This is a genomic window from Rhodoferax sp. OV413, assembly GCF_900104385.1.
Classification (GTDB): Bacteria; Pseudomonadota; Gammaproteobacteria; order Burkholderiales; family Burkholderiaceae_C; genus Rhodoferax_B.
The window spans coordinates 297,017-311,278 of sequence record NZ_FNJA01000002.1 but is presented as its reverse complement, the minus strand read 5'-3'; the positions used below and the strand labels follow the sequence as shown (position 1 = coordinate 311,278).

Below are 14,262 nucleotides of genomic sequence, written 5' to 3'. Positions count from 1 at the left end.
ATTACCCACCGGAGCACTAGAACATGCCTTTGACCTCTGACCGCGATACCCAGCGCCGCAACGGCGACCTGCTGTCGCTTCCCCTTTCCGCCATCAAAGTGTTTGCGGGCGGCCTTGCGTGTATTTCCACAGCAACCGGCTTTGCAACCAAGGGCGCGACCGCCACCACCTTGCGCGGCGTCGGTGTTTTTGAAGAAACGGTCGACAACAGTGCTGGAGCAGCTGGCGCCGTCAATGCTCCGATTCGCCGGGACGGTTGCTTCCGCTTTGCCAACAGCTCCGCGGGCGATCTGATCACGTTGGCTGACGTGGGTGCCGATTGCTACATCGTGGACGACGCCACGGTTGCGAAGACCAGTGGCAGTGCGACTCGCAGCATTGCTGGCAAGGTGCGCGATGTGGACGCCGTGGGCGTCTGGATCGAATTCAACTGATCTGAAACCTCAACTACTGGAGAACCCTGAAATGAAAAGTACTTTCCGAATTGGTGCCGTGCTGGGCCTGTTGGCATGCGTGGCGCTGGCCGCCATTGCGATGCCGCACGCTCAAGTGCTGTCGTTGATGCCCGATATGGCCACGCCGGACTCCGGCCTGGCAATGGTCGGCTTTGGCGGTCTGATCCTGAACCGCGGCAACATGCAGATGTTGACCCAGGCATTCAACGGCGCGTTCAAAACCGGCATGGCCTTGAAGAAGCCGATGTGGAATGAGATCGCGATGGAAGTGCCCAGCACGACCAGCGAAGAGAAGTACGCGTGGCTGGGCATGACCACCAAGTTCCGCGAATGGATCGGCGACCGGGTGTACCAAAACCTGAAGCAACACGACTACACCATCCGCAACAAGGACTGGGAAGACACCGTCAGTGTGAAGCGCAACGCGATCATGGACGACCAATATGGCGTCTACAACCCGCTGATGATGCAACTAGGCCAAGACGCCGCGCTGCATCCTGACGAGCTGGTGTTTGGCCTGATCGCCGCCGGTTTCAGCAGCACCTGCTACGACGGCCAGTACTTCTTCGACACCGACCACCCGGTCGGCCCGAACGAAAACCCTGTCAGCGTAAGCAACTTCCAGGGCGGCAGCGGTACAGCCTGGTATCTGCTGGACACCAGCAACGTGATGAAACCGATCATCTACCAGAACCGCGAGCCCTACCAGTTCAAGTCCAAGACGTCTTGGGACGACGACAACGTCTTCGACCGCAATGAGTTCGTGTTCGGTGCCAATGCGCGCAGCAATGTCGGTTTCGGTCTGTGGCAACTGGCCTACGCCAGCAAGCAAACGCTGGACGTGACGAACTACGCAGCCGCCCGTGCTGCCCAAATGAGCCTGAAGAGCGACAGCGGCAAGCCACTGGCCGTGAAGCCCAACGTGCTGTTGGTGCCTCCTGCCCTGGAAAAGACGGCTCTCGACCTGGTGCAGGCAGAGCGCCTGGCCAACGGGCAGGACAACACGATGCGCAACACCGCCCGTGTCGTTGTCTGCGCCTGGCTGTAACTCGCAACTCAAGGAAATACCGACATGGCAACGAAAAGTAAAGACCAGGCCGCGGGGCCGGCAACCAAGGGTCTCAAGATCATTGCGCGGTGCGAGAGCTTCCGCCGCGCAGGCCACAGCTTTGGTGCAGACGCAAAGACGATCTCCCTGGCAGACCTGACAGACGACCAGGTGGACCTGCTCAAGGGTGAGCGCCTGTTGGTCGTGCAAGAGGTCGACATCGAGCCCAAGAAAGAGCCCGCCGCCGACCCCGCCGCCAAGAAGTAATACCCACCCCCGAGCGGGCATTGATCCCTGCGCCTTGTCATCCAGGCGCCGGGGGAGCCCCGCGAATGACTCACCCTACCAACCTCACGCCGGGGCTGGATACGCAGGGGACAGGTTTAGGCACAAGCCCCGGCCTTTGCTGTATGCGCCGCGCGCGGCACATACAAGAAAGAAACCACTTTACCCATGCAATACGCCACCGCCACAGTTCTGCTCACCCGCTACGACGCCCAGGAGATCGCCCAGCGCGTCGCCCGCGAAATCCCGCGCCTGGTGACCGGCGAGCTGCTGGCGGCGGTGGCCGCCGCGGCCGACCTGTCGGACTACACCAACGAAGAAGCCGCCCAGGCCGCCGTGGCCATGATCAAGGTGGACACAGCCCTCAAGGATGCGGCCGACACCATCGACAGTTACATCAGCAGCCGCTACATCCTGCCACTCTCGCCGGTACCGCCGGTGCTGGAGCGCGTGGCTTGCGAGCTTGCGCGCTACTTCCTTTACGACGACCAGGTCACCGACGTGATCAAGCAGCGCTACGACGACTGCATCAAGTTGCTGTCCAACGTGCAGGCCGGCAAGGTAAAGCTGGGCGCAGACGGCGAAACCGGCGACGAGCCGGCCAGCGGCGGCGCACCCGAGGTGGTCAGCGCCGGCCGGGTGTGGGCGCGCGGCAACTCCACGGGGTTCCTGTGACCGTCGGCGTAGAAATCAAGGTCGACGGGCTGGAAAAGCCGCAGCGCGCGATACAGCGCCTGCTGCAGCTCGGCTTGTCGCCCCGCCCACTGTGGAAGGCTTTCGGCCAGTACGGCGAAACCAGCACACGCCTGCGCTTCAAGAACCAGGCCGGGCCAGACGGCACACCCTGGAAGGTAAGCAAGCGGGTGCGCAAGCATGGCGGCCAGACCCTGGTGCTCAAAGCCCGCCTGCTGCGCAGCATCACCCACAACGCCAACAATTCCGGTACCGAGTGGGGCAGCAACGTGGTGTACGCCCGCATCCATCAGCTCGGCGGCAAGATCAACAAGCTGGCCTTCTCCAGCACCCTGCGCTTGCGCACCACGGCAAGCGGCGCCTTGCTGCGCCAGAAGGACCACGCCCACCTGTCCGTGTTCGCCAAGGCCACACACAAACGTGCGGTGGAGCGCCGCTACACCGTGGGCGCCCACACCATCACCATGCCGGCCCGCCCCTTCCTGGGTGTGAACGCCGAAGACGTGCGCGAGATGCGTCGCATCGGCGGCGAGGTGGTGGGCGAAGTCATCCGCGGCGGAGGCCTCTGATGCTAGGCCGTAACGAAAACGCTTTACTCCAGGCCGCGCGCGAGCACCGCGACATCAAGCGCCTGGTGCGCACGGTTGACACGCTGCCCAAGTTGATCGGCGAGGCACTGCTCAAGAAATATGCGGCGGATGCGCCGGCCCTGTACCTGGTGCCCGGCCGCTTTGAAGTGCGCGACACCGGCCTGGTGCTGACCTTCACTGTGGCAGCCGTAGTGCGCAACGTGGCTGGCCAGGCGCAAGCCCGCAAGGGCGACGGCGTGGACATCGGCATCGACCAACTGATGCTGCTGGCCACGCGCGCCCTGCACGAGCACCGGATCGGCGACGCCACCTGGTTCATGCGTCGCGGCGAAATGGTCGACGACGAGATCTTCGACGCCGCTGGCATCACCGCCCTTGAAATGCTGTTTGAAAGCAGCTTGATAGAGATGGACGCCGACTGGGCCTTGGAAGACCTGGACGACTTCAAAACCTTTCACGGTGACATCGATATCGCGGGCGGAGCTGGCTGCGCCGAGCACGGCAAATGGCTGGCCGACCCGGCCGACTTTTCTTCTTCCAACCCCGACGCACAGCTAGACGTGCAGTTACCCGGAGCCTCCACATGACCGAACGCGTTTTCCTCAAGCCTGCACCCTTCGAAACTGAAGGTGCGCTGGTGCCGCGCAAGGTGCGCAAACCCATCGGCACCTACTTGGCCGCCGAGGGAGAAGAAGTGAACTTCGACACCTACTGGCTGCGCAAGGTGCAGGCCGGGGAGGTGGAGGTGGTACGCGAAGCCGAGGTGCTTTCGTCCAGCGTTGAAGTCGCCCTCAAGAAACCCAAGGCGTAAGCCACACCACCACACCCTGGAGCATCTATGCCTGACAACATCACGTTCAACACCATCCCCATCGACATCCGCACGCCGGGGCAGTATGTAGAGATCGACAACAGCAAGGCCGTGCGCGGCCTGCCTTCGATGAATCGCCGCATCCTGGTGATCGGCAACAAGCTGCCCGCAGGCAGCGCGCCAGCCGGTCAGCTGCGCCGCATCAATGCCGGCAGCGAAGCCGCAGGCTACTTCGGCCGCGGCTCGGTGTTGCACGAAATGCTGGTGGCAGCCCGCAATGCCAACAAAGAATCGGACATCATGGCCATCGGCCTGGATGACCTGGGCGCTGGCGTGGCGGCCACCCAGACCCTGACAGTTACGGGCCCTGCCACCGGCAGCGGCGTGATTGCCCTGTATGTGAATGGGCAGCGCCTGCAGGTGGGCGTAACCAGTGGCGATGCCGCCGCAACCATCGCCACCGCGATTGCTGCCACGGTGAATGCCTTCCTGGACGGCCCGGTAACTTCCACCGCCGCCGCGGCCGTGGCAACGGTGACGGCCCGGCACAAGGGCGTCTTCGGCAACGATATCGACGTGCGCGTGAACTACTACTCCGACGACGTGCTGCCCGCTGGCGTCACCGTGACGGTAGCCGCAGGCGTAGCCGGCGCCGGTAACCCCGACGTGGCCCCGGCCCTGGCCGCGATATCGCTAGAGAGCTTCTACACAATCGTCACGCCATATACCGACACGGCCAACATCGTCAAGGTGGAAACCGAGCTGGCCAGTCGCTGGGGCGGTATGGACATGCGCACCGGCCACCTGTTCGGCGCGCTGCGCGGTACCCAATCGGCCCTGGCCACCCTGGGCGCAGCCCGCAACAGCCCACACGACAGCTTTGTCGGCGTGCGCAGTCTGCCAACCCCTATCTACTGCTTGGGTGCGATCACCGCCGCCGTGTGTGAATTCAACGGCGCAATCGACCCCGCGCGGCCATTTCAAACCCTGGTGCTGCCTGGCGTACTGCCGCCAGCGCTGTCCGATCGCTTCACGCAACAGGAGCGCAACCTGCTGCTGCGTGACGGCATCAGCACCATCACCGTCGACCAGGGCGGCAACGTGCTGCTGGAGCGCGTGGTCACCACCTACCAGACCAATGCCTACGGCATTGACGACGTGAGCTACCTGGACCTGGAGACCAAGTGGACTGTGGACTACATGCGCTACGCCTTCCGGGCACGCATCGCGCTGCGCTTCCCGCGCCACAAGCTGGCCGACGACGGTACGCAGTTTGCGCCTGGCCAGGCCATCGTGACGCCGCTCATGATCCGCGGCGAGCTGATCGACGTGGCGCGCGAGCTGGAGCTGGCGGGCATCCTGGAAGGCTTCGAGCAGTTCAAGAAAGACCTGATCGTGGTGCGCAGCATCAGCGACCGCAACCGCGTCAACGCCATTCTGCCGCCGGACGTGGTGAACCAGTTCCGCGTGTTCGCTGCCAGCGTGCAATTCATTCTCTGACCCACATTGCACAGGAGCTAATCCATGACCCAATACACCGGCCGCGTGTTCATCACCATCGACGGCAAGCGCATCCGCAGCAAAGAAGGCGCGACGCTCGACACGGGCGGTGCTACACGCGCTGCGGCTAGAAGCGATGCCGGCGTCGATGGCCACACCGAGGCCATCGGCGAGGCATCGGTTGATTTCACCTTCAACCATCGGCCAGACATCAGCCTTACCGAAATCCATGCGATCACAAACGGCACTTTGCTTTACGAAACCGATAGCGGCAGTGTCTTCACCTTGCGCCAAGCCTGGTCGGCCACGCCGCCAAAGATGACCAAGGGCGAAGTGTCTTGCCGCTTTGAAGCCGTCGAGTGCATCGAAGGCTAGCCGACCTGAACAGGTTTCCCACCCAGGCTGCCACAGGTGGCCTTTTTTATCCCCTCAACCCCGTTTGAAAGTGTTTTAACCATGACCGCTCTTACCGCAACCAATCCGCTGAAGAAGAAATGGACAGTCGGTGGCACCGTGGCCACCGACGTCGAATTCCGCGAAGCGCTGGTGGAAGACCTGATCGCTGCCGAGCAGGATGCAAACCCCAATCTGTCACCCAACGCCTACACCGCGGCACTGGCTGCCTTGACCATCGTGCGGGCCGGCACCTATACCGGGCCATTTGGGCCAGCGCTGTTCAACAAAATGCCAGCGACGAACTTCGCCGTTGTGCGCGAAACCATGTCGGAGGCCAACGCGCTGGGGGAAGACGTGCCGGCCAGCGAGAAAACTTCCTGACAAAGGTGTTGCTGCTGGCCACGCGGCTGCACTGGTCTCGGTCCGAGATTCTTGCGCTGCCGACCGCTGAGTTCAATTTCTACATCAAAAAACTGACCGAGAAAACCTGATGGACTTCGCTGTCGGCGTTCGACTTTTTGGCAACAGTGCTGGCCTGGCCAAGGCTGCGGCCGAGGCAATGAAGGCGCTAAACAGCCTTAACATGGCGGGCGCAGCGGGTGCCAAGTCCACAGCCAAAGCCACGGCCTCGGCCGCGGCGTCCATGCGGTCAGAGTACCAGCGCATGGCCCAGGCCCGCGAGGCGCTCGGCATTCGTTCCGAGCGGCGCGTTCAACAGGAGATCCTGCAAACCCAGGCCGCCTACCGCCGCCTGGCCGAGTCTGGCACCATGAGCTGGAACGAACAGCGCCGCGCCGCGGCCGCCATGCACAAACAGGTGCGCGACCTGAACAATGAAATGGGCCGGCTGACCGGGCGGCAGAAGCTGGCGGCGGGCGGCCGTAGCCTCGGCCTGGTCGCTGCAGGCGTAGCTGCAGGCGGCGCGGTACTGGCACCCAAGGTGCGGGTGGCGATGGACTACGAGCTGCGCATGGCCAACATGGCCAACACCGCATTCAGCGGACGCGACACAGCAGGCCGCAAGGCCGGTATGAAGGATCTGGACCTGCAGGTACAGGATGCCGTGCGCTACGGTGGCGGCACCCGCGATGGTGCGGCCGACACGCTGGACGCCTTGTTGGCATCGGGTGCATTCAACCCGGGCCAGACCGCCAAGATCTTCCGCGAAGCGGTGATGGCGGGCACAGCCAACAACGCTGACCCGACCGCCTTTGCGCAGATGGCCATTACGGCCAACAAAACAATGGGCATTGCGCCCGAGCAGATGGGCCGCATCTTTGGCATGGGCACCTACGCTGGCCAGGCCGGTGGCTTCGAGGTGCGCGACATGGCCAAGTGGTTGCCGCAGCAAATGGCGGCAGCCAAAGCCGTCGGTCTGTACGGTGAAGCCGGGTTCGCCAAGCTGGCCGCCGTCAACCAGGCCGCGGTCAACACTGCTGGCACGCGCGACGAGGCCGGCAACAACGTGGTCAACCTGCTGGCTAAGCTGGGCTCGCAGGACACGAACAAGGATTTCAAGAAGCAAGGCATCGACCTGCCACGCATGCTGGCAGAAGGCCGCATGAAGGGCCAGGATGCCTTCGACGTCGTCGGTGGCCTCCTGGACAGCCAGCTCGGTAAGAGCAAGAACTACCAAGCCGTGCAGAAGCAACTTGCCACGGCCAAGGGCGGCGACCGGCAAGCCGCCCTGGAAGCGGTGGGCAACATCGCCCAGGGCACGGTGATCGGTAAGGTGTTCCAGGATCGCCAGGCGCTCATGGCCCTGTACGGCTTCATGCAAGACCGCAAACGCGTGGGCGAAATCACGGCGGGCGCCCTGGGCAACACAGATGCCGCCAGCAGGAACATGGATTTGATCCGCGGCACCGGGGCCTTCAGCGCCCAGCAGTGGCAAAACGAGCGCGACATCGCCAATCAAAATGCGATGAACGGCCTCACGCCCGCCATCAAGGGCGTTACAGACCAGGTCGTGGGCCTGATGCAGACCTATCCCGGCTACACCACGGCCATCGCAGGCGCCACCACCGCAGTCACGGCGCTGGCCGCGGCAGCGGGTGCGGCCGCGCTGGCCCAGGGGTTGCTGGGCGGTGCAGGTGCTGCTGGCATGGCCGGCAGGCTGGGCGGCATGGCCACCAGGTTTGGCGGCGCTGCTGGCAGGGCTGGCCTGGTCGGCCTGGCGGGTGCAGCTGGCTACGGTGCCGGCTCGCTGATTTCAAGCGGCATTGAAGGCACCTCGGTGAGCAATTCCATCGGTGAAGTGATCGCGCGCACGCTGGCGGTGTTCGGCAACCAGGAAGCCGCGCAAGCGGTGGCGGTGACCGACGCATTCAAGAACAGCCGCGTGGGCGGTGAAATCACGGTTCGGGTGCTGAGCGACCCGAGCGTAGCCGTGCAAAACGAAGTAAAGCCCTTTAACGGCACCCGCATGAACGTGCGATCGGACGTAGGCAGAACCAACCCGGAGAGCAGCTGGTGAGCGATCCTTCCATCATTGCATCGTTTCGGGGCGTCGAGTTCCGCACCACAGACACCGGGCTGGGCGTGGGCCGGCGCAATGTGCTCAATGAATACCCGCTGCGCGACACCCCATATGTGGACGATCTGGGTCGCCGCGCCCGCAAGTACAACGTCAAGGGCTACGTCCTGGGTGACGACTACCTGCAGCAGCGCCAGGATCTGCAAGCCGCCTTTGAAGAGGGTGGCCCTGGCGAGCTGGTGCACCCGCGCTACGGTGTGGTGTGGGTGTCGCTGCTGGGCGAGGCGCAGTTTGACGAATCGCACCGCGAAGGCCGCATGTCGCGCTTTACCGCCACATTCGTGGAGGATGCCGACAACACCCAGCCCACCGGCCAAACGGACACCGCGGCCGATCTGGAGCGGGCAGCAGATGGCAGCGACGATGCGGCGGGAGTCGCCTACGCCGATGCGCTGAGCCTTTCCGGCCCGCAGATCCTGACCGACCTGGTGGCCGACGCCACCGTGCTGGACATCAACACGCTGACCTCGGCCGCAGACCTGTATGTAGACAGCAGTTCACTCGGCGATATCCTGGACATGGCCGGCTCGGCCATCGGCCAGGTGGCCACGCTGCTCCTCAAGCCTTTGACGATGGTGGCGGCCTTGCGTGGCCTGTATGTCGAGTTCGCCGCCAGCATCCGGGTGGGTAGCGCATCAGGCGGCGCGCTGAACGCCATGCGCGACGTTAACAAGGGCGCCCTGGCCAACCTTGCCGCACTGACCGCTGCGCGCCAGGCCGCTGCAGCTAGCCCGCTGGCACCGGCCACAACCAGCCGCACCTTGCTGAACGAAGCCGCACGGGCCGAGCTGACGCGCCGCCTGGCCATCAGCACCCAGGCACGCATCCTGGCCGTGGCCATCAGCGACGATACAGTGGCCACGGCCCAACAGGCCACGGCTATGCGCGACCAGGTGGTGGATCAAATCGACGTCGAGCTCGAGCAGGCCGACCCCGACGCCGGCACAGCGCGGGCGCTGTCCACCCTGCGTGCGGCCATCGTGCGCGACGTGGCCACGCGTGCCGAGCTGCTGAAGCAACGCTCCACCTACACGCCGCTGGCCGTGCTGCCCAGCCTGGTGCTGGCCCACCGCATCTACCAGGACGCCAGCCGCGCCGACGAGCTGGTGCAACGCAATGGCGTGCGCCACCCTGCATTCGTGCCTGCCCAGCCCTTGGAGATCCTGCTGTGACGGTAGAGATCAAGGTGGACGGCAAGATCTTCGGCGGCTGGACGCGTGCGTCCGTGCCTACGTCCATCGAACAGATTGCGGGCGGCTTCGTGCTGGAGGCATCCCACCGTTGGCCTGGCGAAAACCAGCTGCTGGGCCTCCGGGAGGGCCTGACATGCGAGGTACTGCTGGACGGTGACACCGTGATCACCGGCTACATCGACATGTTTGAACCCGAGCTCACGGACACCACCAGCTTCATACGGATTGAAGGCCGCGATAAAACAGGCGACCTGGTCGACTGCTCGGCCATCTACAAAACCGGCCAATGGCGCGGCGCGAAGCTGGAAGCCATCGTGCGCGACATCGCAAAGCCCTTTGGCATCGACGTCATCGTTGCGCCCGGCCTGGACCAGGGCGACACATTCAAGAGCTTTGCGCTGGAGGACGGCGAGAAAGCCTTTGATGCCATCGACCGTGCCTGCCGCCTGCGCGCCGTGCTGTGCACCAGCACGGCGGACGGTAATGTGTTGCTGACCACCGCCGGCACGGCGCAGGCCGGCGCGGCGCTGGTTGAGGGCGAGAACATCAAGCGCATACGCGCCACCCATACCTGGAAAGAGCGGCACTCGCTGATCATTCTGAAAGCCCAGGCGCCCGGCGATGACGACGAGAACGGCGCGGCCGTGGCCCACATGAAGGCCCAGGCGACCGACGCCGAAATCAATCGCTATCGCCCGCTGATCGTCATGGCCGACCACAGCACGACGAATGCCGCGCTGAAAGACCGGGCCGCGTGGGAAGTCAAGGTACGCATGGGGCGCGGCAAGCGCGGCACTACCACCGTGGTGGGCTGGCGCACGGGCCGCGACGGTATGAGCGGCCCGCTGTGGAAAAAGAACACCATCGTGCCGGTGCGCAGCCCGCGCATGAAGCTGGACATGCCGATGCTGATAGTGGGGTGCACATACCTATTGTCGGAGGCAGGCAAGTTCACCGAGATCACCTTTGCCCGGCCGGAGGCCTTCGAGCTCGTGGAAGGTATCGGCCGCAGCAAGCTGAGCAAGCGCCTCAACGACAAGACCCCGCAGGAGAAGAAAAAGAAGAAGGACGAGGGCTTCAGCACCCCCTGGGATCTCAACGCACCCAAGAGCTACCGCGAATGAGCGACAGCGGTATAAGCCGCCTGGGCGGCAGACTTCGCCTCATGGTGCTGCGCGTGGTGGTGGGCCTGGTGAACGACGCGGCCAAAATGCAGGCGATGCAAGTGCAAGCCTATGGCGAGGTGGTACGCGACCAGGCTGAGCACTTCCAGAACTACGGTTTCACCAGCGTTCCGCACCCCGGCGCAGAAGGCATAGGCCTGTCCGTGGGCGGCAGCACCAACCATATGGTTGTCATCAACGTGGACGACCGCCGCTACCGCATGAAGGGCCTGGCCAGCGGCGAGGTCGCGCTGTACGATGATCAGGGCCAAAGCGTGCACCTGACGCGCGACGGCATCGTGGTCAAGGGTGGCGGCAAGCCCATGCTGTTCACCGACACGCCGTTGATCACGTTCGACGCGCCTGAAACGGTGTTTACCGGAAATGTGAGTTTTGAGGGCGATACCGTGGAGCACGGCGGCACGGATATCGGCCACCACCACAGGCATGGCGGCGTGCTGCATGGCACCGACGTCAGCGACGATCCCATCTAAGCGCAAGTAAAGTGTTTTAGACGACGGCTTGACGCGCGCGCGCGAGACTGCGCGCATGGATATAGCCCTCACCTACAACAGCGATATCGGCGGCCTGGACATCAGTCTGGCCGGCGCCGACCTGGCGGCCGACTACTCGCTGGGCACCACCATCATGCTCTCGCTGTTGTGTGACAGCACCGCCCAGTCGCATGAAGTATCCACCGGCATAGACCGCCGCGGCTGGTGGGCGGATGTCTTTGCGGACAACCCTGGCGACGAATTCGGCTCACGGCTCTGGCTGCTGGAGCGCGAGAAGGTGCTGCCAGAAACCGTGCAGCGCGCCCGCCGCTATGTGCGCGAGGCGCTGCAGTGGATGCTGGACGATGGCCTGGCCACTGATGTGGCCGTATCTGCATTCATTCCACGCGCCGGCTGGTTGCTGGTCGACGCGGTGCTTTCGCTGCCTGGCGATAGCCGCCGGTACCGGTTTGAATGGTCAGACGCGGCGCAGATCTGGCGCCTGGCGGGCGAAGGCTTTTCTACCTCCACGGCGGTGAACTGATGCCGTTCGAACGCCCCACACTGCCCCAGCTGATTGAGCAAGGTGCTACCGAGCTGGAAAGCCGACTGCCTGGCGTGCTGGTGCGTGTGCGCCGCAGCCTGGTCGGCGTATTGAACCGTGTTTTTGCGGGTTCTTTGTCGGCCTTGTACCAGTATGTCGAGTGGCTCATTCGCCAGGCCTGGCCTGACACCGCTGAAAAAGAATTTTTGGACGCCCACGGCGCGCGCTGGGGCGTTACCCGGACCGCAGCGGCCAAGGCCAGCGGCTCGGTGCTCTTCATCGGAACGGATGGCAAGGTGGTGCCAGCGGGCACCGTAGTGCAGCGCAGTGATGGCGCACAGTACGCCACGTTTGCCGATGTCACGATAGCCGCTGGTCAGGCCACTGCAACGGTGACGGCAGTGGTAGCGGGCCAGGCAGGCAATGCGAGCACAGGCGTCGCGCTTGCGCTGGCCAGCCCTATCGACGGCGTGAACAGCTCGGCCGTCGCCACCACCGCGTTGGCGGGTGGTGCGGAGGTTGAAGAAGACGAACCCTACCGCGCCCGCATCCTGGCGAAGATCCGCAAGCCGCCACAGGGCGGTGCCGACTTCGACTACGAGGGCTGGGCCAAGGAAGTGCCTGGCGTAACGCGGGTGTGGGTGTCACCGCTGGAGCCGGGTCCAGGCTGGGTGACCGTACGCTTCATGCGCGACAACGACCCTACGCCGATTCCCGACGCTGGCGAGGTGGCCACCATGTTTGCCCACATTGATGCAGTGCGGCCGGTGACTGCGCATCTGTCGGTGCAGGCGCCGGTTGAAGTACCGCAGAACTACACCATCGCGGTGACCCCGAACACACCCGCCGTTCGGGCCGCCGTGTATGACGAGCTTGCCGCGATGATCTACCGCGACGCGGTGCCGGCCGGGACCATTCTGCTTACCCACAGCCGCGAGGCAATCAGCATCGCCGCGGGTGAGAACAATCACGTCCTGACCTTCCCCACGGCCGACGTGGTTCTGACGACCGGCCAGATCGCGACGATGGGGGTGATCACATGGCTGTGACCCTGGCGGCCTGGCTCCAGGTGCTGCAGGCGTATCTGCCGCCTGGCCGTGCGCTGACGCGTGAGCCTGGCGCATGGTTGACGCGCCTGCTGGAGGCGTTCGCGGCCATGCTGCTAGCCGCGCAACTTCGGGTTGCTGCACTCGTCGCCGAGTTCGACCCGCTGCTTGCCACCAGCCTGCTGCCGGATTGGGAGCGCCTGCTAGGCCTACCCGATGACTGCATGGTCACGGCATCGTTGACAACGCTCGACCGGCAGCGCATTGCATCGCAGCGACTCCACGAGCGGGGCGGGCAGTCAAGAGCCTATTTCATCGACCTGGCCGACCGGCTGGGTGAACCAGGCTGCACGGTTACCGAGTTTCGGCCGATGACGTGCAACGACGACTGTAACGACGCTCTATACAGCACAGCCGACCTTTATACCTGGCGGGTCAACATTCCGCACGCTGCCGTCAATGCCCGGCAGATGAATTGCAACGACAACTGCAACGCTGCTTTGCAGATGTATCTGCCTTCGCTGGCGGAGTGCCCTATCCGGGAACGTAAGCCCGCACACACCCAAGTAATTTTTGCCTACACGGCATGAGGTAAACACATATGGATCGCATCAGCACTGCCACCAAGGCCGTCGACCTCTTCGGAGCAGGAAAGCACGGTTTCAAAAATTCCAACGTGGGGGCTGGGATTGCTGCAACTGACTTGAACGCGGAGTGGTTCAACGACGTTCAAGAAGAGCTGCTCGCCATCATCTCGGCTGCTGGCATTGTTCCAACCGCTGGCATAAGGAACCAACTGCTCGCTGCGTTGCGTGCGGATGGTGTTTTTCAGACGGCAGCGCAGTTCGACGTAACTGCCAAGGCGGCCACGATGGCCGCCGTTCAGCGCGCTCTCGGTAGCTTTTCCGATGCCCTGATCCTGGGTTTCAACGTTGCGCTGACGAACCTAGACGCAGGCAAAGCGATCAGCTTCAACGCAGGTGCCACAGGATGCTTGTTGCCGGTGGGCAGCACGCTGGTGAAGGGCGTTTGCTTCGCCTTTTTGTCTACCGTCAACGGGGTCGCACTGGGCGTCCAAGGCGGCAACACGATTAACCTAGGGACAACCTCTGTCGCGGGCCTGACGCTGAACGCTGGAGATACGCTGATCTTGCAGTGGAACGGCTCTAGCTATGCCTGCATTGGTGGTAGTGCTCAGCTTGCTTATGCATCGGTTTTTGCCGCATCCCTGGCCGGGGCCGGTTACCAAAAACTGCCCGGCGGCTTCATTCTGCAATGGGGCTCAAACGCCACCTCTGCCTCAGCCGATACGGCAGTTTCTTTCCCTATCGCCTTTCCTAATGCATGCCGCCTGGTAATTCCCGCCGAGCAGAACTCCAGTGCCAACGGCGCCTGGGCTGCCCTCAATACGCCCTCGGTAAGTGGCTTCAATCTGTCCGGCTGGAGCTCGGTGAGCAGTCGCGTTGCATTCGTTGCCGGCTGGATCGCGATTGGCTTTTAAGGAAAAA

Annotated in this window: 18 protein-coding genes; all 18 read left to right on the top strand. The window is 63.6% G+C overall.

The features are described 5' to 3' along the window. The first annotated feature begins 23 nt into the window (after window positions 1-23). The 18 genes from BLT66_RS08895 to BLT66_RS08810 all read left to right on the top strand — a co-directional run bounded on the left by BLT66_RS08895 (window position 24) and on the right by BLT66_RS08810 (window position 14,255). Window positions 24-434 (top strand): hypothetical protein, encoded by a 411-nt coding sequence (locus BLT66_RS08895; protein WP_092757333.1) that lies wholly within the window; start codon window positions 24-26, stop codon window positions 432-434. A 31-nt stretch (window positions 435-465) separates the two neighbouring features. Beyond that, window positions 466-1,503: a Mu-like prophage major head subunit gpT family protein gene (locus BLT66_RS08890; protein ID WP_255406849.1), complete on the top strand. Its 1,038-nt coding sequence runs from the start codon at window positions 466-468 to the stop codon at window positions 1,501-1,503. A gap of 24 nt (window positions 1,504-1,527) precedes the next feature. Next, on the top strand, window positions 1,528-1,770 hold the full coding sequence (locus BLT66_RS08885) for a hypothetical protein (protein ID WP_092757332.1): 243 nt from the start codon (window positions 1,528-1,530) through the stop codon (window positions 1,768-1,770). Window positions 1,771-1,956: 186 nt separating this feature from the next. Then, a complete protein-coding gene (locus BLT66_RS08880; RefSeq protein WP_092757331.1) occupies window positions 1,957-2,463 on the top strand; it encodes a gp436 family protein in 507 nt (168 codons plus the stop codon). Next, complete coding sequence (locus BLT66_RS08875) at window positions 2,460-3,050, top strand: phage virion morphogenesis protein (RefSeq protein WP_176955021.1); 591 nt, start codon at window positions 2,460-2,462, stop codon at window positions 3,048-3,050. The genes BLT66_RS08880 and BLT66_RS08875 overlap by 4 nt, the downstream gene beginning before the upstream one ends. Continuing rightward, the gene (locus BLT66_RS08870; RefSeq protein WP_092757329.1) at window positions 3,050-3,658 is read left to right on the top strand and encodes a hypothetical protein; all 609 of its coding nucleotides are present in this window, start codon (window positions 3,050-3,052) and stop codon (window positions 3,656-3,658) included. The genes BLT66_RS08875 and BLT66_RS08870 overlap by 1 nt, the downstream gene beginning before the upstream one ends. After that, window positions 3,655-3,882: a DUF2635 domain-containing protein gene (locus BLT66_RS08865; RefSeq protein ID WP_143029174.1), complete on the top strand. Its 228-nt coding sequence runs from the start codon at window positions 3,655-3,657 to the stop codon at window positions 3,880-3,882. Before BLT66_RS08870 ends, BLT66_RS08865 begins: the two co-directional genes overlap by 4 nt. Before the next feature lie 27 nt (window positions 3,883-3,909). Beyond that, the gene (locus BLT66_RS08860; protein ID WP_092757327.1) at window positions 3,910-5,382 is read left to right on the top strand and encodes a phage tail sheath subtilisin-like domain-containing protein; all 1,473 of its coding nucleotides are present in this window, start codon (window positions 3,910-3,912) and stop codon (window positions 5,380-5,382) included. 24 nt (window positions 5,383-5,406) lie between these two features. Beyond that, window positions 5,407-5,757 carry a phage tail tube protein gene (locus BLT66_RS08855; protein WP_092757326.1) on the top strand — a complete coding sequence of 117 codons (351 nt, stop codon included), beginning with the start codon at window positions 5,407-5,409 and terminating at the stop codon, window positions 5,755-5,757. An 81-nt stretch (window positions 5,758-5,838) separates the two neighbouring features. Then, window positions 5,839-6,159 (top strand): phage tail assembly protein, encoded by a 321-nt coding sequence (locus BLT66_RS08850; protein ID WP_092757325.1) that lies wholly within the window; start codon window positions 5,839-5,841, stop codon window positions 6,157-6,159. A 109-nt stretch (window positions 6,160-6,268) separates the two neighbouring features. After that, window positions 6,269-8,254: a phage tail tape measure protein gene (locus BLT66_RS08845; protein ID WP_092757324.1), complete on the top strand. Its 1,986-nt coding sequence runs from the start codon at window positions 6,269-6,271 to the stop codon at window positions 8,252-8,254. Continuing rightward, window positions 8,251-9,486 carry a DNA circularization protein gene (locus tag BLT66_RS08840; protein ID WP_176955020.1) on the top strand — a complete coding sequence of 412 codons (1,236 nt, stop codon included), beginning with the start codon at window positions 8,251-8,253 and terminating at the stop codon, window positions 9,484-9,486. Before BLT66_RS08845 ends, BLT66_RS08840 begins: the two co-directional genes overlap by 4 nt. Beyond that, window positions 9,483-10,631, top strand: a complete 1,149-nt coding sequence (locus BLT66_RS08835; protein WP_092757322.1) for a phage baseplate assembly protein — start codon at window positions 9,483-9,485, stop codon at window positions 10,629-10,631. Before BLT66_RS08840 ends, BLT66_RS08835 begins: the two co-directional genes overlap by 4 nt. Next, window positions 10,628-11,164: a phage baseplate assembly protein V gene (locus BLT66_RS08830; protein ID WP_218922584.1), complete on the top strand. Its 537-nt coding sequence runs from the start codon at window positions 10,628-10,630 to the stop codon at window positions 11,162-11,164. The genes BLT66_RS08835 and BLT66_RS08830 overlap by 4 nt, the downstream gene beginning before the upstream one ends. 55 nt (window positions 11,165-11,219) lie before the next feature. Further along, window positions 11,220-11,708 carry a phage GP46 family protein gene (locus BLT66_RS08825; protein ID WP_143029172.1) on the top strand — a complete coding sequence of 163 codons (489 nt, stop codon included), beginning with the start codon at window positions 11,220-11,222 and terminating at the stop codon, window positions 11,706-11,708. Beyond that, window positions 11,708-12,757 carry a baseplate J/gp47 family protein gene (locus tag BLT66_RS08820; protein WP_092757319.1) on the top strand — a complete coding sequence of 350 codons (1,050 nt, stop codon included), beginning with the start codon at window positions 11,708-11,710 and terminating at the stop codon, window positions 12,755-12,757. Before BLT66_RS08825 ends, BLT66_RS08820 begins: the two co-directional genes overlap by 1 nt. Then, window positions 12,748-13,344, top strand: coding sequence for a YmfQ family protein (locus BLT66_RS08815; protein WP_092757318.1), 597 nt, complete (start codon window positions 12,748-12,750; stop codon window positions 13,342-13,344). Before BLT66_RS08820 ends, BLT66_RS08815 begins: the two co-directional genes overlap by 10 nt. Before the next feature lie 11 nt (window positions 13,345-13,355). Beyond that, window positions 13,356-14,255, top strand: a complete 900-nt coding sequence (locus BLT66_RS08810; protein ID WP_092757317.1) for a gp53-like domain-containing protein — start codon at window positions 13,356-13,358, stop codon at window positions 14,253-14,255. The last annotated feature ends 7 nt before the right edge of the window (window positions 14,256-14,262 follow it).